A 17,714-nucleotide genomic window follows, 5' to 3' on the forward strand; every position below is an offset into this window, starting at 1 on the left:
GAGGCCGCGGACAAAGCACGAGGGCCGCACCCCCGCCAAAACGGGGGTGCGGCCCTCAACTGCTGGCTGCTGAGGCCTACTTGCGGATCAGCGAACGCAGCACGTACTGCATGATGCCGCCGTTGCGGTAGTAGTCCGCCTCACCCGGGGTGTCGATGCGGACGACCGCGTCGAACTCCACACCGGTGTCGGTGGTGACCTTCACGGTCCGCGGCGTACGGCCCTCGTTCAGCTCCGTGACACCGGTGAAGGAGAAGGTCTCCTCGCCGGTCAGGCCGAGGGAGTCGGCGGACTGGCCCTCGGGGAACTGGAGCGGCAGGACGCCCATGCCGATGAGGTTCGAGCGGTGGATGCGCTCGTACGACTCGGTGATGACGGCCTTGACGCCGAGCAGCGCGGTGCCCTTGGCGGCCCAGTCGCGGGACGAGCCGGAGCCGTACTCCTTGCCGCCCAGGATGACGAGCGGGGTGCCCTGCTCGATGTAGTTGCGCGAGGCGTCGTAGATGAACGACACCGGGCCGTCAGCCTGGGTGAAGTCGCGCGTGAAGCCGCCCTCGGTGCCCGGCGCGAGCTGGTTGCGCAGGCGGATGTTGGCGAACGTGCCGCGGATCATGACCTCGTGGTTGCCTCGGCGCGAGCCGTAGGAGTTGAAGTCGCGACGCTCGACGCCGTGCTCCGTGAGGTACTTGCCGGCCGGGGTGTCGGCCTTGATCGCACCGGCCGGTGAGATGTGGTCGGTGGTGACCGAGTCGCCCAGCTTGGCCAGGACGCGGGCGCCCGTGATGTCGGAGACCGGGGTGGTCTCCATCGTCATGCCCTCGAAGTAAGGGGGCTTACGGACGTAGGTCGACTGCGGGTCCCACTCGAAGGTGTTGCCGGTCGGGATCGAGAGCGCCTGCCACTGGGCGTCGCCCGCGAAGACGTCCTGGTAGGACTTGTTGAACATGTCCTCGCCGATGGAGTTGGCGACGACGTCGTTCACCTCGGCCTCGGTCGGCCAGATGTCCGCGAGGAAGACGGGCTTGCCTTCCTGGTCGACACCGAGCGCGTCCTTGGTGATGTCCACCTTCATCGAACCCGCGAGGGCGTACGCGACGACCAGCGGCGGGGACGCCAGGTAGTTCATCTTGACGTCGGGGTTGATGCGGCCCTCGAAGTTCCGGTTGCCGGAGAGGACGGACGTCACGGCCAGGTCGTGCTCGTTGACCGCCTTGGAGACCTCCTCGGGCAGCGGGCCCGAGTTGCCGATGCAGGTGGTGCAGCCGTAGCCGACGAGGTTGAAGCCGACCTTGTCGAGGTAGGGGGTGAGCCCCGCCTTGTCGAAGTAGTCGGTGACGACCTTGGAACCCGGGGCGAGGGTGGTCTTGACCCACGGCTTGCGGGTCAGGCCCTTCTCCACGGCCTTCTTCGCGACGAGCGCGGCGGCGACCATCACGTACGGGTTCGAGGTGTTGGTGCAGGAGGTGATCGCGGCGACGGTGACGGCGCCGTGGTCGATCTCGTACGTCGAGCCGTCGGGGGCCGTGACGGTGGTCGGACGCGAGGGAACGCCGTTCGAGGAGGCCGGGGCGTCGGAGGCCGGGAAGGACTCCTTGCCCGCCTCGTCGTCGTCCTCGACGTAGTTGCGCACGTCGAGCGCGAACTGCTGCGAGGCGTTGGCGAGGACGATGCGGTCCTGCGGGCGCTTGGGACCGGCGATGGAGGGGACGACCGTGGAGAGGTCGAGCTCCAGCTTCTCGGAGAAGTCGGGCTCGGCGGCCGGGTCGAGCCAGAGGCCCTGCTCCTTGGCGTACGCCTCGACGAGCGCGACCTGCTGCGCGTCACGGCCGGTCAGACGGAGGTACTTCAGCGTCTCGTCGTCGATCGGGAAGATCGCGGCGGTCGAGCCGAACTCCGGCGACATGTTGCCGATGGTGGCGCGGTTGGCGAGGCTCGTGGCCGCCACACCCTCGCCGTAGAACTCGACGAACTTGCCGACGACGCCGTGCTTGCGCAGCATCTCGGTGATCGTGAGGACGAGGTCCGTCGCGGTGGTGCCGGCGGGCAGCTCACCGGTCAGCTTGAAGCCGACGACGCGCGGGATGAGCATGGAGACCGGCTGGCCGAGCATCGCGGCCTCGGCCTCGATGCCGCCGACGCCCCAGCCGAGCACACCGAGGCCGTTGACCATCGTGGTGTGCGAGTCGGTGCCGACCAGGGTGTCGGGGTAGGCCTGACCGTTACGGGTCATGACCGTACGGGCCAGCTTCTCGATGTTCACCTGGTGGACGATGCCGGTGCCCGGGGGGACGACCTTGAAGTCGTCGAAGGCGGTCTGGCCCCAGCGCAGGAACTGGTAGCGCTCCTTGTTGCGGCCGTACTCCAGCTCCACGTTCTGGCCGAAGGCGTCCGCCGTGCCGAACTTGTCGGCGATGACGGAGTGGTCGATGACCAGCTCGGCCGGGGAGAGCGGGTTGACCTTGTCCGCGTCGCCGCCGAGCTCCTTGACGGCCTCACGCATGGTGGCGAGGTCGACGACGCAGGGCACGCCGGTGAAGTCCTGCATGATCACGCGGGCCGGCGTGAACTGGATCTCCTGCGAGGGCTGGGCCTGGGAGTCCCAGCCACCGATCGCACGGATGTGGTCGGCGGTGATGTTCGCGCCGTCCTCGGTGCGGAGCAGGTTCTCCAGCAGCACCTTCAAGCTGTAAGGGAGGCGCGCGGAGCCCTCGACCTTGTCCAGCTTGAAGATCTCGTACGACTCGTCGCCCACGCGCAGCGTGCTGCGGGCGTCGAAGCTGTTCGCCGACACGACAGTCTCCTTCATATATGTGCGCGTTTCCGTCACATCCTGCCGCCACGACTCCTCGTCGATCCGCTAAGGTAAGGCTTAGTTAGGTAACCCTTACCGGGTGGCGGCTACTGGTGCGCCTCGGCAGATATCTCGATGTCGAGATAACTCTAGTACATCACCCGGCGTCGCGACGAGGTGCGCTGCCTCACGCCCGCCGGGACCATGACCGGACGGGGCGTATCGGGCTGCCCTTTTTCGATCAGGTCGACCAGGAGCGCCACCGCCGTGCGGGCCGTGCGCTCCGGGTCGAGCGTCACCGTGGTGACGGGCGGCTCGGTCTCCGCGTACCCCGGATCCTCGCTCGCACAGACGAGCAGCAGATCGTCCGGGACACGCAGGCCGTGCCGGGCCGCCGCGGCGAGGAGCTGACGGCCGCCGGGGTCGTAGACGGCGTGGACGGCGTCGATCCGTCCGTGCACCTTCCCTCCGGGCACCTCCCCTCCGAGCACCTCGTCGAAGGCGTGACCTTCATCGTCGTACGCAATGAAGGGGACCACCAGCGGGGACACCGCGTGCTCGGCGCACCAGGCGATGTACGTCTCGGTCACTACGCGCGCGTAGTGCTCGTCGCCGTCGCCTGACTGGAGCGCGATGCGGGTCGCGCCGGATGCCGTGAGGTGGTCGAGGACCTCGCGGGTGGTCGCCACGTGGTCGTTGTCCACCCAGTGGTCCCCGGGGCGTACGTCGCCGGGGACGCCGTCGAAGACGAGCGGGATGCCGCGGGCGCGCAGGGCGCGGACCATGGGGTCGCCCCGCGGGCTGTCCATGACGAGCATTCCGTCCACGGCGATGCTGTGCCAGGTGTCCTCCGTCACGCGGTCCGCGGGGAGGATGGTGAGGGCGTAGCCGCGGGCGTGGGCCGTGGCGGTGGCGGCGGTGATGGCCCGGGAGAAGTAGGCGACTTCCGTGTAGTCCCAGGCTCGGGGGTACGTGGTGACGGCTACCCCGAGTATCCGCGTGCGCGGGGCTTGGGGTGCGCCGTAGCCCAGGGCGGTGGCTGCCTCGCGTACCCGGCGGCGGGTGGACTTGCCCACGCGGCCCGTGCCGTTCAGGGCGTGGGAGACCGTCGCGGTCGATACCTCCGCTGCGCGGGCTATGTCGGCGAGGGTTGGCCTTGGCACGGGGGACATCGTACGGATTCCGTCGTGGCGGGTGGGTTCTGGTTAACGGGTTACGCGGCGAGTCTTTGTGCCGCCGCTTCGCGGCGGATCTTTCCCGCCCACCCACCCGTTTACCCCGCGACACATCGCGTACGTCCGGGGCCGGGCTGTCCTCAGGAGTCCCTCATGCCTTCCCCGCACCTCACTCCCCTCTCCCGGCGCGGACTGCTCGCCTCCGCCGGGGCGGCCGGGCTGCTCACCGCCGTGGGTGCGCCCAGCGCCACCGCCTCGCCCCGCCGCTCCGCCTCCCTCGTCGTGCACAACGCCCGTGTCTTCACCGGTACTCGGGGGCACGCCCGTGCGGAAGCCGTCGCCGTGGGGCGGGACGGGCGGATTCTCGCCGTCGGGAGCGACGGCGCGCTCAAGCGGTTCATCGGGCGCGACACCGAAGTCGTCGACGCGCGTGGCGGGACCCTCATGAGCGGGATCCACGACGGGCACGCCCACCCGATGGACGCCGCGAGCCGCTCGCTGAAGCCGTCCCTCGCCGGTGCCGAACAGACCGTCGCCGAGCTACAGAAGACCCTGACGGGATTTCTGAAGGACTCCGCCGATCAGGAGCCCGACGGGTGGCTGGTCGTGGAGGACTGGAACCCCGTGGGGCTGCTGCCGCACGGGACCGCCCCGCACCACTCCATGCTCGACACCCTGCCGACCCGACGCCCCATCGCCCTGCGCGGCGGCGACGGGCACAACATCTGGGTCAATCAGCGCGCCCTCGACATCGCGGGCATCACCGCCTCGACGCCCGACCCGGTCGGCGGCAAGATCGTCAAGGGCTCGGACGGCAAGCCGACCGGCGTGCTCAAGGACGACGCCCAGCCGCTCGTCACCCGGCACATCCCCGAGCCCGACCAGGAGCAGCTCGTCGCCGCCGCCGCGAAGACCCTCGCCGAGGCCGCCGCGTCGGGGATCACGACCTTCATGGAAGCCGTCGTCGGCAAGGGCGAGTTGGCCCTCTACAAGGCGCTCTCCGAGAGCGGGAAGCTGCCGCAGCGCATCGTGCCCGCCCTGCGCATCGACACCGACAAGACCAAGGACCCCTCCGCGGCCCTCGCCTTCGCGCGCGGACTGCGTGACACGTTCGGCGGCGTGCGCGGGCTCCGGTTCGGCACGGTGAAGGTCTTCCTCGACGGGGTCATCGAGTACCCCGCCCAGACCGCCGCGCTGCTCAAGCCCTATCTGGACGAGGACGGGAAGCCGACCGACCACCGCGGCGAGCTGTACGTGTCCGCCGCGGACTACGGCAGGCTCACGGCCGCCTTCAACAAGGACGGCTGGCAGATGCACGCGCACGCCATCGGCGACCGCGCGGTCCGCACCTCCCTCGACGGGTACGCGTACGCCCTGCGCACCACCGGAGCGCGCGGCCTGCGCAACACCACCGCCCACCTCCAACTCGTCGACCCCGCCGACCTCCCCCGCTTCGCGCAGCTCGGCGTCATCCCCTGCATGCAGCTCCAGTGGGCCACCCGCAACACCTGGACCATGGACGCCCTGCTGCCCTACATCGGTGCCGGGCGCCACCGTTGGCAGTACCCGGCGCGCAGCCTTCAGCGGCACGGGGCGCGGCTCTCCGGTGGCTCGGACTGGCCCGTCGATCCGCTCCAGGTGTGGAACCAGGTGCGTACCGCCGTCGACCGGTTCGGAGCCGAGGGAGAAGAGGCGGAAGGTGACCTGTACCGCGAGCAGGAAGGGCTCAGCCGTTCGTCCGCCCTGCTCATGCACACCCTCGGCACGGCGCGTCAACTCCGTATGGACCATCTCACCGGAACCGTCGAACGGGGCAAGTCGGCCGATCTGGTGCTGCTCGACCGCGATGTGACGCGGTGTCCGGTGGCCGATATCAGCTCTGCCGAAGTGCGTCTGACGTTGACCGGAGGCACAGTGGTGCATGACGCCGAGTCGTCGGCCGGGCGCGCGGCAGCCGCCCGGGTGACGCGCGCGGCGGCCGGGCCCCGGCCCACGGCGCAGGCCGCGGTGCACGGTGGGCGGCACGCCTCGTGCGGATGCGGCTGACCCGGTACGGGCAAGTGGCGTACGGAAACGACGTACGGGAACTTCCGTACTGAATCGGACGTTTCACGTATGGCCTACCCCGACTCGTGCGTCATCTCATATCTGAGATAACCTGCGGAACATGGCAGACGATTACCTCGTACGTATCGGCAAGCTCATCCGCGACGCCCGTCAGCACAGGGGCTGGACGCAGTCGCAGCTTGCCGAGGCGCTCAGCACAAGTCAGAGCGCCGTGAACCGCATCGAGCGCGGCAACCAGAACATCAGCCTTGAGATGATCGCCCGTATTGGCGAGGCTCTCGACAGTGAAATCGTCTCGCTCGGGTACGCGGGTCCCATGCATCTGCGAGTGGTCGGCAATCGCCGGCTCTCCGGCTCCATCGACGTCAAGACGAGCAAGAACGCCTGCGTGGCGCTGCTCTGCGCCTCCCTGCTCAACAAGGGACGCACGGTGCTGCGCCGCGTGGCGCGCATCGAGGAGGTCTACCGCCTCCTCGAAGTGCTCGGCTCCATCGGCGTCCGCACCCGTTGGATCAACGACGGGGTCGACCTGGAGATCGTGCCGCCCGCCAAGCTCGACATGGAGGCGATCGACGCGGAGGCCGCCATCCGGACCCGCTCGATCATCATGTTCCTGGGTCCGCTCCTTCACCGCATGGACCGCTTCAAGCTGCCGTACGCGGGCGGTTGCGACCTCGGCACCCGCACGATCGAGCCGCACATGATCGCGCTGCGCCGCTTCGGGCTCGACATCGCCGCGACCGAGGGGCTCTATCACGCCGAGGTCGCGCGCGACGTCGTACCGGACCGCCCGATCGTGCTGACCGAGCGCGGCGACACCGTGACCGAGAACGCCCTGCTCGCCGCGGCGCGCAGCGACTGCACGACCGTCATCCGCAACGCCTCGTCGAACTACATGGTCCAGGACCTGTGCTTCTTCCTGGAGGCGCTCGGCGTGAAGGTCGAGGGCATCGGCACGACCACCCTCACCGTGCACGGCGTCCCGACCATCGACGTCGACGTGGACTACTCCCCCTCCGAGGACCCGGTCGAGGCGATGAGCCTGCTCGCCGCGGCGGTCGTCACGGAGTCCGAGCTGACGGTCAAGCGCGTCCCGATCGAGTTCCTGGAGATCGAGCTCGCGGTCCTGGAGGAGATGGGACTCGACCACGACCGCACGCCGGAGTACTTCGCGGACAACGGCCGTACGCGCCTGATCGACCTCACCGTCCGGCCCTCCAAGCTGGAGGCGCCGATCGACAAGATCCACCCGATGCCGTTCCCCGGCCTGAACATCGACAACGTCCCCTTCTTCGCGGCCATCGCGGCGGCGGCGCAGGGCAAAACGCTGATCCACGACTGGGTCTACGACAACCGCGCGATCTACCTGACGGATCTGAACCGCCTCGGCGGGCGGCTCCAACTCCTCGACCCGCACCGGGTGTTGGTGGAGGGCCCGACCCGCTGGCGCGCCGCCGAGATGATGTGCCCGCCCGCGCTGCGGCCTGCCGTGGTCGTGCTGCTCGCGATGATGGCCGCCGAGGGCACGTCCGTCCTGCGCAATGTGTACGTGATCAATCGCGGGTACGAGGAGCTGGCCGAGCGCCTCAACTCCGTGGGTGCGCAGATCGAGACGTTCCGGGACATCTAGGGCAGGTCCCGCTGCGCGGCTCTCCCGCTACGACTGGGCAACGATCACCGGTCGTCCCTGGAGGTGTACGAGGGCGCGGTGTTGGGGTGGGTGCATGACAGATCGCACCCCCGTCCCCGGCACACGCGCCCTCGTCGTGTTCTGTGCCTCGCTGGCCCTGCTCGCGGCGGGGTGCGGCGAGAAGGGCGACACCGGGAAGTCGGCGTCCAAGGGGGGCGGCAACCCCGTGTCGACCCCGACCGCGTCCCGTCCGGTGCCCTCCGGCGGAAAGGGCTCCAAGGACCCGGACGACATCAACGGCGACGGACACCGCGATCTGCTCCTGCCCTTGGCCCCGCGCAGCGAGAACGGAGACGGCGCGACCGGCGTCGTCTTCGGCTCCGCCAAGGGGCTCGATCCCTCGACGCACGCCGTGTACGACTACGCGCCCGGCACCGTCACCACCGCCGACCTGGACGGCGACGGCTATCCCGACTTCGTCACCACCGAAGGCTCCATGGAGCAGGAGTCGCCGACCGTGGACTGGGGAAGCCCGGGTGGACCGAAGGCCGGTGCGGAGGCAACCCGGATCCAGGTGCCGGGCGAGGGTCTGTCCGGGCCGGTGCGGGGCGACTTCGACGGGGACGGGCACCACGACATCGCGGCGCTCCGGCAGGACGGGTCCGTGGTCCTGCTGTACGGTCCCTTCGCCCGCTCGGGGGCTCCGGCCCGCACCGACACCCGGCCGGGCGGTGGCAGCTGGCTGGCCGCCGACGACATCGTCCCGTCGGGAAAGCCGCGCGCGACCGGTCTCCTCGTCCACGAGGGCGACGACGGCGAGCAGACGGACGGGATCCTCTATCATCCGGCGCGCGACGGAAGCGGCCTCTCCCGCACCTCCGTCGAGCTGCGCGAGGGCAACGCTGTGGCGTTCGGCGACTACGACGGTGACGGCGCCCGGGATCTGGCCATCGGCGACAACGGCAGCCGCAACGACGAACCGGACACGGAGGAGGATCCGGAGACGGTCTCCTCGCTCGCGGTCTACCCCGGCAAGGGCGGTGCCCCGGTCACGTACAAGATCCCGGAGAGCCGCAACTCCGACTACGGGCCCGGCGGTTACACGTCCGCGGACCCGGACGGCGACGGCAAGGACGCCCTCGTCGTCTCGACGAACGAGGGCGCGCTCCTGATCGAGGGCGAGAAGCGGACGAAGGTCCTTCGGGAGGGGCCCGCCCGCGCGAAGGGCAAGAAGACCCCGGCCCCATGGCGCCACGCGCGCCCGTACGCCGCCACCGACTTCGACGCCGACGGCAAGGAGGAGCTGATCCTGAACTGGGGCGCGGGCACGATCTTCGGCCTGTACGGCGAGAACCCCACGCACTGGTGGCTCGCGGACGGCACGTCGTCACGGGACAAGACGGCGTTCGCCACGACGTCGTTCGCGGGGCGGGGCTGAGGCGCCGGGGCGCTCTGCCGCTCAGGTGCTCGCCACGAACTCCCGGATCGCCGCCGCCAGGCCGTCCGGGCGGTCCAGCGGGATCAAAGTGCGGCAGTCGTCCAGTTCCACCAGGCGGCTCTTGGGGAGCAACTCGGCGAGTCTGCGGCCGTGTTCCGGGGGCATCATCTTGTCCTGCCTGCCCCAGACGACGAGGGCGGGCCTGTCGTACGTGCGCAGGCCCTCCGCCGCTTCGGCCATCTCCGCCTTGCGCGCGGAGCGCAGATAGCGGACCAGGACCGCGCGGGCGCCGGGTTCGGTGAGCAGGGGTTCGAGCCAGCGGTCGATCAGGTCGTGCGGGACCGGGCGGTGCGCCATGACCGCGAACCCCGTGCCCGGGACGCGGCGCAGGGCGCGTACGGAGAGGATGCGGACCAGGAGCGCGATGCCGCCGGGGACGCGTGCGGCGGCGTCCATCATCTTGCCGCCCGCGCGCGGCGGGTAGTTGTCGAAGGCCTCGCAGCCCGCGATGACCATCCGGCCGACGCGGTCGGGGCGCTCGGCCGCCAGTTGCTGGAGCCGTCCGGCGTCGTTCTCGACGAAGACCGCGTCGTCGCCGAGCTCCAGCGCGTCGGCGAACTCGCCGATCAGCCGGGCCATGACCGGCGGCGTCAGCTCCGCGCCCGGTTTCAGCGGCACGCGATGGCTGCCGTACGGGAGAGTCGGCACCAGGCAGCGGAACTCCTCGCCCAGCTCCTCGACGACATGACGCCATACGCTGCCGTCCTGGACGAGGCCGTGCAGGAGGACGAGCGGGGTGCCGGTGCCTCCGGAGTCCTCGTACTCGATGGGTCCCACGGTGAGTTCGACCTGCGCCATGCCCGCCCCGTTCCATCGGTGATCCTCGCCCCGACGCTATGCGGCTCAGTCGAGTACCGCCACCCCGTCCAGCTCCACGAGGCACTCCTCGTCCCAGAGGCGGACCGCGCCGATCACCGCCATGGCGGGGTAGTCGCGCCCCGCCAACTTCTTCCAGATCCTGCCGAGTTGGTGCGCCTGGGTGCGGTAGTCGGCGACGTCCGTGGCGTAGACGGTGACGCGCGCGAGGTCGGCGGGGGTGCCGCCCGCGTGGCGCAGGGCGGTGAGGAGATTGGTCAGTGCCAGTTCGAACTGCTCGGGCAGAGTGGTGCCGTTGACCTTTCCTTCGGCGTCGAGCGCGGTCTGGCCCGCGAGGAAGACGAGACGGCCGCCGGTCGCGGTGACGGCGTGCGAGAAGCCGGTGGGCGGGGAGAGTTCGACGGGGTTGACGCGTTCGAGGCTCATACGGAGGGCTCCTCACGGGTGGCGGACTGCGGGGCGGAGGTGGACCGCGGGGCGGAGGTGGACCGCGGGGCGGACGGCGGCGCCGACTGTTCGGCGTACAACTCCTTGGCGATGATGGTGCGTTGGACCTCGCTCGCGCCTTCGTAGATGCGGGGCGCCCGCACCTCGCGGTAGAGATGTTCCAGCAGGTGTCCGCGCTGAAGGGCGCGCGCGCCGTGCAGCTGGACCGCGGCGTCCACGACGTACTGCGCCGTCTCCGTGGCCAGCAGCTTGGCCATGGCGGCGCGCCGGGCGATGTCCGGTTCGCCGCGGTCGTACGCCGCCGCTGCCGCGTGCACCATGAGGCGGGCCGCCTCGGTGCGCGTGGCCATCTCCGCGACCTGGTGGGCCACGGCCTGCAGATCCTTCAACTTGCCGCCGAACGCGTCCCGTTCGGCGGTGTGCGCGAGCGTCGCGTCGAGCGCCGCGGCCGCCATGCCGACCGCGAAGGCGCCGACGCTGGGCCGGAAGCGGTTGAGGGTGGTCATGGCGACGCGGAAGCCGCGGTCGACCTCGCCGAGCACGTCGTCGCCCGTGACGGTCACGCCGTCGAAGGCGAGGGCGCCGATCGGGTGCGGGGAGAGCATGTCCAGGGGGGTGCCGGTGAGGCCCGCGCGGTCGGCGGGGACGAGGAAGGCGGTGACGCCGCGGGCGCCCGCGCCGGGGGTCGTCCGGGCGAAGACGGTGTAGAAGTCGGCCTCGGGGGCGTTCGAGATCCAGCACTTCTCGCCGGTGAGCCGCCAGGAGGAGGGGCCGTCCGGTGCGGCGTTCAGGGCCAGGGCGGCGGCGTCCGAGCCCGCGCCGGGCTCGGAGAGGGCGAAGGCGGCGACGGCGTGCCCCGCGCGGGCGGGGGCCAGCCACTGCTCGCGCTGGCGCGTGGAGCCGAACGCGGCGACGGGGTGCGCCCCGAGCCCCTGGAGGGCCAGCGCGGTCTCGGCCTCCGTGCAGGCGTAGGCGAGGGACTCGCGCAGGAGGCAGAGGCCGAGGGCGCCCGATGTGGCGTGCGGGGCCCGCGAGGCGGAGGGCGGGCCGGATGCGCCCTCCCCCTCCCCCGCGAACAGGCGGTCAAGGAGGCCCAGTTCACCCAGCGCCTCCACCAGTGGGCGGTTCACCCGGCCCGGCTCGCCCTTCTCCGCCAGCGGGCGCAGCCGCTCGCCGGCGAGGGTGCGTAGCTCCGCACACCAGGCGGTTTGTTCCGGATTGAGCGAGAATGCCGTCATGCCGGGCCCCTCCTCTATCGCGCACCGTTGACTGTCGTCACCATCACGATACGCTCGTTGTGCGAGCTCACCACAAGCCCGAACGGCAAGGGGGCGACCCGCTGTGGACGCCAAGAGTGCACTGCGACTCCACCCGTCAGCTCACGTCGACACCTTCGCCCGGGAGCATCTCCCGCCGCCGGAGCAGTGGCCGGCGCTGGTCCGCGACCGGCCCGAACTGCACTACGCCGACCGCCTCAACTGCGGCGCCGAGCTCCTCGACCGGACGGTGGAGCGGCTCGGCGCCGACAGGCCCGCCTTCCGTGCGGGCTCCGGCGACGTGTGGACGTACGGCGAGCTCCAGCGGCACGTCGACCGGATCGCGCACGTCCTGACCGGCGAACTCGACGTCCTGCCCGGCCAGCGCGTCCTGCTGCGCGGCCCGACCACGCCCTGGCTCGCGGCCTGCTGGCTCGCGGTGATGAAGGCGGGCGCGGTCGCGGTCACCGTCCTGGCCCAACAGCGCTCGCACGAGCTGGCCACCATGTGCGAGATCGCGGAGGTCCGTCACGCGCTGTGCGACGCCCGCGTGGTGGACGACCTGGTCAAGGCCGGGATTCCGGGGCTCGCCGTCACCACCTTCGGCGGGGACGGGGACGACGACCTGCTGGCCCGCGCCGCCCGTCAGCCGGATGTGTACGAGGCCGTCGACACCGCCGCGGACGACGTGGCCCTCATCGCCTTCACGTCCGGCACCACCGGGCGCCCCAAGGGCTGCATGCACTTCCACAGCGATGTGCTCGCCATCGCCGACACCTTCGCGCGCCACGTCCTGAAGCCGGGGCCCGACGACGTCTTCGCGGGCAGCCCTCCGCTCGGCTTCACCTTCGGGCTCGGCGGGCTCGTCATCTTCCCGCTGCGGTTCGGCGCCTCGTCGCTCCTGCTCGAACAGGCGGGCCCCAAGCAGCTGTTGCCCGCGATCGCCGAGCACGGAGTGACGGTGCTCTTCACGGCGCCGACCGCCTATCGCGTCATGCTCGACGAACTGCGCGAGCCGGGCGCGCCCGACGTCTCCACGCTGCGGCGGTGCGTCTCCGCGGGCGAGAACCTGCCCGCCGCCACCTGGCAGGCCTGGCACGAGCGCACCGCTCTTCGCATCATCAACGGCATCGGCGCGACCGAGCTCCTGCACATCTTCATCTCCGCGGCGGACGAGGCGATCCGGCCCGGCACGACGGGCCGCCCCGTCCCCGGCTGGCACGCGCGCGTGGTCGACGACTCGGGGGCCCCGGTGCCGGACGGGGAGCCGGGCCTGCTCGCCGTGCGCGGTCCGGTCGGCTGCCGCTATCTGGGCGACGACCGCCAGCTTCAGTACGTACGCCACGGCTGGAACGTCACCGGCGACACCTATGTCCGGGATGCCGACGGCTACTTCACCTACGTGGCCCGCGCGGACGACATGATCATCTCGGCCGGGTACAACATCGCGGGCCCGGAGGTCGAGGAGGCGCTCCTGCGCCACCCCGACGTCCTGGAGACGGCCGTGGTGGGGCGCCCCGACGAGCTGCGCGGGCAGACGGTCGTCGCGTATGTCGTCCCGCGCCCCGGCACGGAGCGGGACCCGGACCGGCTGCGCGAGTTCATGAAGGGCGAGCTGGTGCCGTACAAGTGCCCGCGCGAGATCGTCTTCCTGGACGCGCTGCCGCGCACCGCGACAGGCAAGCTGCAACGGTTCCGGCTGCGGGAGCCGGGCCCCGTAGAGTGATCACGTGTCCGAGCAGCACACTCCACGGTCCCTGATCGTCACTTTCTACGGCGCCTATGGGCGCGCGGCCCCCGGCCCGGTGCCGGTGGCCGATCTTGTCAGGCTCCTCGCCCCGGTCGGCGTGGACGCCCCCTCCGTGCGCTCGTCCGTCTCCCGGCTCAAGCGGCGCGAGCTGCTCGTCCCGGGGCGGACGGCGGCGGGCGCGGCGGGGTACGCGCTGTCGCCGGACGCGCGGCAGCTCCTGGAGGACGGCGACCGGCGCATCTACGCGTCGCCCCCGTCCGCGCGCCAGGACGGCGGCTGGGTGCTCGCCGTCTTCTCCGTGCCGGAGTCCGAACGCCAGAAGCGGCACGTGCTCCGCTCCCGCCTGGCCGGACTCGGCTTCGGAACGGCCGCTCCCGGGGTGTGGATCGCCCCGGCGCACCTCTACGAAGAGACCCGGCACACCCTGGAGCGCCTCCAACTCGCCTCGTACGTCGACCTGTTCCGGGGCGAGCACCTGGGCTTCGCGGCGACGGCCGACGCGGTGGCCCGCTGGTGGGACCTCTCCTCGATCGCCAAGGAGCACGAGGCGTTCCTGGACCGGCACGAGCCGGTACTCAGGGCCTGGCAGGCCCGGACGGACACCCCGCCGGAAGAGGCGTACCGCGACTATCTCCTGGCCCTGGACTCCTGGCGCCGGCTGCCGTACGCGGATCCGGGGCTGCCCGGGGAACTCCTCCCGGACGGGTGGCCCGGGGACAGGTCGGCCGAGGTGTTCGCGGCGCTCGACGGGCGGCTGCGCGACGCGGGGGCGCGCTTCGTGACGCCGGGCGACTCCTAGAGCGTCAACTCCCCAGCTTCAGGCGGGGCTTGGGCGCATCCGTCCGTCCCGTCTGCGGTCGGCGGCTGCCCGCTCCGTACTGCTGCGGCCAGCTGACCCCAGGTCCCGCGTAGCCCTGCTCGGCCGCCGCGTGCAGCGTCCAGTGCGGGTCGTACAGATGCGGGCGCGCGAGCGCGCACAGGTCCGTACGGCCCGCCAGGATCAGCGAGTTGACGTCGTCCCAGGAGGAGATGGCGCCGACCGTGAGGACGGGGATGCCGGTTTCGTTGCGGATGCGGTCGGCGAACGGGGTCTGGTAGGAGCGGCCGTAGGCGGGGCGTTCGTCGGAGACGACCTGGCCCGTCGAGACGTCGATCGCGTCGGCTCCGTGCGCGGCGAAGGCGCGGGCGATCCCGACGGCTTCGTCCGCGGTGGTGCCGCCTTCGGCCCAGTCGGTGGCCGAGATGCGGACGGTCATGGGTTTACCGTCCGGCCACAACTCCCGGATGGCGTCGAAGACTTCGAGGGGGAAGCGCAGCCGGTTCTCCGGCGAGCCGCCGTACTCGTCCGTCCGGTGGTTGGTCAGCGGCGAGAGGAACCCGGACAGCAGATAGCCGTGCGCGCAGTGCAGTTCGAGGAGGTCGAATCCGCTGCTCTCGGCCCGCCCGGCCGCCGCGGCGAACTGCTCGCGGATCGCGTCGAGTCCGGCCCGGTCCAGCTCGTGCGGGCGCTGACTGTTCGCCTTGTACGGGAGGGGCGAGGGGGCCACGAGCGGCCAGTTCCCCTCGTCCAGGGGTTCGTCGATGCCCTCCCACATCAGCTTCGTCGAGCCCTTGCGGCCCGAGTGCCCGAGCTGGACGCCGATCGCGGTGCCCGGCGCCTGCGCGTGCGCGAAGTCGGTGATCCGGCGCCAGGCCTCGGCCTGTCCTTCGGTGTAGAGCCCGGCGCAGCCCGGCGTGATGCGGCCCCGCTCACTGACGCACACCATCTCGGTCATGACCAGGCTCGCGCCGCCGAGCGCCCGCGCGCCCAGGTGGACGAGGTGGAAGTCGCCGGGGACGCCGTCCACCGCGGAGTACATGTCCATGGGGGACACGACCACGCGGTTGCGCAGGGTGAGGTCGCGCAGGGTGAAGGGCGTGAACATCGGCGGTGTGCCCTCCGGGCAGCCGAAGTCGCGCTCGACGGACTCGGTGAAGTGGGCGTCGCGCAGGCGGAGGTTGTCGTGGGTGACGCGGCGGCTGCGGGTGAGCAGGTTGAAGGCGAACTGGCGCGGCGGCTGGCCGAGATAGTCCGGGAGCCGCTCGAACCACTCCAGGCTCGCGCGGGCCGCGCGCTGCGTGGACTCGACGACGGGGCGGCGCTCCGTCTCGTACGCGGCAAGGGCATCGGGGATGGCGGGCCGCTCCTGAAGGCAGGCGGCGAGCGCGAGCGCGTCCTCGACCGCGAGCTTCGTCCCGGAGCCGATGGAGAAGTGCGCGGTGTGGGCCGCGTCGCCGAGAAGCACCGTGTTGCCGTGCGACCAGCGCTTGTTGACGACCGTGCGGAAGTTGATCCAGGCGGACTTGTTGCCGCGCAGGGGCCGGCCGCCGAGGGCGTCGGCGAAGATCTTGGCGCAGCGCTCGGTCGCGTCGCGCTCGTCGAGCTCCGCGAACCCGGCCGCCTCCCACACCTCTTCGCGCATCTCGACGATGACCGTGGACTCGCCGGTCCCCTTGGTCGAGAACGGATAGCCGTGCAGCTGCATCACGCCGTGCTCGGTCTCGGCGATCTCGAAGCGGAAGGCGTCGAAGGCGAAGTCGGCCGCGAGCCAGATGTACCGGCAGCGGTGCGTCTCGACGCTCGGCCCGAAGGCTTCGGCGTGCGCCTCGCGCGTGAGGCTGTGCACGCCGTCCGCCGCGATCACCAGGTCGTACGCGGCGGAGAGCTCGGCGGCGGGGGGCGCCTCGGCACGGAAGCGCAGGTCGACGCCGAGTTCCTGGCACCGCTCGTGCAGGATGCCGAGCAGCCTGCGCCGCCCGAGCGCGGCGAAGCCGTGGCCGCCCGAGGTGTGGCGGCTGCCCCGGTGCACGATGTCGATGTCGTCCCAGCGCACGAACTCCGCCTGGAGCGCGGCGTAGACGACGGGGTCGGCGTGCTCGATGCCGCCGAGCGTCTCGTCCGAGAGGACGACGCCGAAGCCGAACGTGTCGTCCGGTGCGTTGCGCTCCCAGACGGTGATCTCGCGCCGCGGGTCGAGCCGCTTGAGGAGGGCCGCGGCGTAGAGCCCGCCGGGGCCGCCTCCGATGACGGCGATGCGGTGCGCCTCGGGCGGCGTGGACGGTGTGGTCGTCCGGGCGGCCCCGGCCACCTCGGCGGAGCTGCCCGGACCGCCGGGCGCGGACCGCCCGACAGTCGCGGACCGCCCGACAGTCGCGGACCGCCCGACAGTCGCGGACCGAGCGGCGGGCGCGAGTCGCTCGCCGCGTTCCGGTGTCCCGCTCCGCATCGGCCGACCGCTCCGCTCCGCCGCACCCATGCTCATCGCCCCTGCCACTTGGGCGGGCGCTTCTCCGTGAACGCCGCGTGGAATTCCTTGTAGTCCTCGCCGGTCATGAGGAGCGCCTGCGTCGCGGCGTCCATCTCCACGGCTGCGGCCAGGGGCATGTCGAGTTCGGAGGTCAGCAGGGCCTTGGTCTGCGCGTACGCGAGGGCGGGTCCGTCGGCGAGGCGGCGCGCCAGGGTCTGTGCGGCCTCTGCCGCCTTGCCCTCGTCGGTCAACTCGCTGATCAGGCCGATCCGTTCGGCCTCGGGGGCGCGCACCGGGTCGCCCAGCATGAGGATCCGGGTGGCGTGGCCGAGGCCGACGACGCGGGGCAGGAGGTACGCAGCCCCCATGTCACCGCCCGACAGGCCGACCCGAGTGAAGAGGAAGGAGAACCGCGCCGACGGGTCGGCCACCCGGAAGTCGGCGGCGAGGGCGAGCACGGCTCCGGCGCCCGCGGCCACCCCGTGCACGGCGGCGACCACCGGGAAGGGGCACTCGCGGACGGCCCGTACGACCTGTCCCGTCATGCGGTTGAAGTCGAGCAGCTGCGCGGTGTCCATGCCGAGGGTCGCGCCGATGATCTCGTCGACGTCACCGCCCGAGCAGAAGCCGCGCCCCTCGCCGCCGAGCACCAGGGCGCGCACGGACTTGTCGCGGGACAGCTCGGCCAGGAGATCGCGCAGGTCGGCGTAGGCGCCGAAGGTGAGCGCGTTCAGTTTGTCGGGGCGGTCCAGGGTGACCGTGGCGACCCCGTCGTCCACCTCGAAGCGCAGGTGCTGCCAGTCGGGGGTGCGGGGGGCGGAGCCGGTGAAGGGACTCATGACGACGTGCGGCCTCCTCGGTCGGGGCGGCGGCGGTCTACCTCTCGAAGTTATCACCTGTCCGTGACTGTCGTCACGAGTGCGCGATACGAGGTGGTCTCTCCCGCAGATCCCCACGGGCCCCACGGGCCCCACAGACCCCAGGGGCACCACAAGCA

General features: G+C 71.4%; 12 protein-coding genes. 5 read left to right on the plus strand and 7 right to left on the minus strand.

Annotated elements, in window-relative coordinates:
• Positions 1-76 precede the first annotated feature (76 nt).
• Entirely contained in the window at positions 77-2,791 is a 2,715-nt protein-coding gene (gene acnA, locus M4V62_RS11590; RefSeq protein ID WP_283779078.1) for an aconitate hydratase AcnA, read from the minus strand.
• Between the two features lie 149 nt (positions 2,792-2,940).
• The gene (locus M4V62_RS11595; protein ID WP_249587175.1) at positions 2,941-3,963 is read right to left on the minus strand and encodes a LacI family DNA-binding transcriptional regulator; all 1,023 of its coding nucleotides are present in this window, start codon (positions 3,961-3,963) and stop codon (positions 2,941-2,943) included.
• A 156-nt stretch (positions 3,964-4,119) separates the two neighbouring features.
• Between M4V62_RS11595 and M4V62_RS11600 the strand changes: the two genes are divergently transcribed.
• The 3 genes from M4V62_RS11600 to M4V62_RS11610 all read left to right on the plus strand — a co-directional run bounded on the left by M4V62_RS11600 (position 4,120) and on the right by M4V62_RS11610 (position 9,101).
• Entirely contained in the window at positions 4,120-6,012 is a 1,893-nt protein-coding gene (locus M4V62_RS11600; protein WP_249587176.1) for an amidohydrolase, read from the plus strand.
• Between the two features lie 121 nt (positions 6,013-6,133).
• Positions 6,134-7,663 (plus strand): helix-turn-helix domain-containing protein, encoded by a 1,530-nt coding sequence (locus M4V62_RS11605; RefSeq protein WP_249587177.1) that lies wholly within the window; start codon positions 6,134-6,136, stop codon positions 7,661-7,663.
• A 94-nt stretch (positions 7,664-7,757) separates the two neighbouring features.
• Positions 7,758-9,101 carry an FG-GAP repeat domain-containing protein gene (locus M4V62_RS11610; protein WP_249587178.1) on the plus strand — a complete coding sequence of 448 codons (1,344 nt, stop codon included), beginning with the start codon at positions 7,758-7,760 and terminating at the stop codon, positions 9,099-9,101.
• Positions 9,102-9,122: 21 nt separating this feature from the next.
• On the opposite strand, the gene M4V62_RS11615 is transcribed toward M4V62_RS11610, so the two are convergent.
• The 3 genes from M4V62_RS11615 to M4V62_RS11625 are packed head-to-tail and all read right to left on the minus strand — an operon-like array spanning position 9,123 to position 11,662.
• Positions 9,123-9,959, minus strand: coding sequence for an alpha/beta fold hydrolase (locus M4V62_RS11615; RefSeq protein ID WP_249587179.1), 837 nt, complete (start codon positions 9,957-9,959; stop codon positions 9,123-9,125).
• Positions 9,960-10,004: 45 nt separating this feature from the next.
• Entirely contained in the window at positions 10,005-10,403 is a 399-nt protein-coding gene (locus M4V62_RS11620; RefSeq protein ID WP_249587180.1) for a RidA family protein, read from the minus strand.
• Positions 10,400-11,662: an acyl-CoA dehydrogenase family protein gene (locus M4V62_RS11625; protein ID WP_249587181.1), complete on the minus strand. Its 1,263-nt coding sequence runs from the start codon at positions 11,660-11,662 to the stop codon at positions 10,400-10,402. Before M4V62_RS11625 ends, M4V62_RS11620 begins: the two co-directional genes overlap by 4 nt.
• Before the next feature lie 103 nt (positions 11,663-11,765).
• Between M4V62_RS11625 and M4V62_RS11630 the strand changes: the two genes are divergently transcribed.
• Both M4V62_RS11630 and M4V62_RS11635 read left to right on the plus strand, forming a co-directional pair.
• Positions 11,766-13,406, plus strand: coding sequence for an AMP-binding protein (locus M4V62_RS11630; RefSeq protein WP_283779079.1), 1,641 nt, complete (start codon positions 11,766-11,768; stop codon positions 13,404-13,406).
• Positions 13,407-13,410: 4 nt separating this feature from the next.
• Positions 13,411-14,229 (plus strand): PaaX family transcriptional regulator, encoded by an 819-nt coding sequence (locus M4V62_RS11635; RefSeq protein WP_249587182.1) that lies wholly within the window; start codon positions 13,411-13,413, stop codon positions 14,227-14,229.
• A 4-nt stretch (positions 14,230-14,233) separates the two neighbouring features.
• Here the strand turns inward: M4V62_RS11635 and M4V62_RS11640 are convergent, their stop codons facing one another.
• Together M4V62_RS11640 and M4V62_RS11645 are read right to left on the minus strand one after the other, a co-directional pair.
• Positions 14,234-16,558: a bifunctional salicylyl-CoA 5-hydroxylase/oxidoreductase gene (locus M4V62_RS11640; protein ID WP_249587183.1), complete on the minus strand. Its 2,325-nt coding sequence runs from the start codon at positions 16,556-16,558 to the stop codon at positions 14,234-14,236.
• Between the two features lie 170 nt (positions 16,559-16,728).
• Complete coding sequence (locus tag M4V62_RS11645) at positions 16,729-17,556, minus strand: enoyl-CoA hydratase family protein (RefSeq protein WP_249587184.1); 828 nt, start codon at positions 17,554-17,556, stop codon at positions 16,729-16,731.
• Between the last annotated feature and the right edge of the window lie 158 nt (positions 17,557-17,714).

It is taken from the genome of Streptomyces durmitorensis (assembly GCF_023498005.1).
Classification (GTDB): Bacteria; Actinomycetota; Actinomycetes; order Streptomycetales; family Streptomycetaceae; genus Streptomyces; species Streptomyces durmitorensis.

Excerpts from the sequence above, each read along its gene's own strand:
- M4V62_RS11595 (WP_249587175.1), bottom strand. The coding sequence starts at position 3,963 with ATGTCCCCCGTGCCAAGGCCAACCCTCGCCGACATAGCCCGCGCAGCG.
- M4V62_RS11600 (WP_249587176.1), top strand. The coding sequence starts at position 4,120 with ATGCCTTCCCCGCACCTCACTCCCCTCTCCCGGCGCGGACTGCTCGCC.
- M4V62_RS11605 (WP_249587177.1), top strand. The coding sequence starts at position 6,134 with ATGGCAGACGATTACCTCGTACGTATCGGCAAGCTCATCCGCGACGCC.
- M4V62_RS11610 (WP_249587178.1), top strand. The coding sequence starts at position 7,758 with ATGACAGATCGCACCCCCGTCCCCGGCACACGCGCCCTCGTCGTGTTC.
- M4V62_RS11615 (WP_249587179.1), bottom strand. The coding sequence starts at position 9,959 with ATGGCGCAGGTCGAACTCACCGTGGGACCCATCGAGTACGAGGACTCC.
- M4V62_RS11620 (WP_249587180.1), bottom strand. The coding sequence starts at position 10,403 with ATGAGCCTCGAACGCGTCAACCCCGTCGAACTCTCCCCGCCCACCGGC.
- M4V62_RS11625 (WP_249587181.1), bottom strand. The coding sequence starts at position 11,662 with ATGACGGCATTCTCGCTCAATCCGGAACAAACCGCCTGGTGTGCGGAG.
- M4V62_RS11645 (WP_249587184.1), bottom strand. The coding sequence starts at position 17,556 with ATGAGTCCCTTCACCGGCTCCGCCCCCCGCACCCCCGACTGGCAGCAC.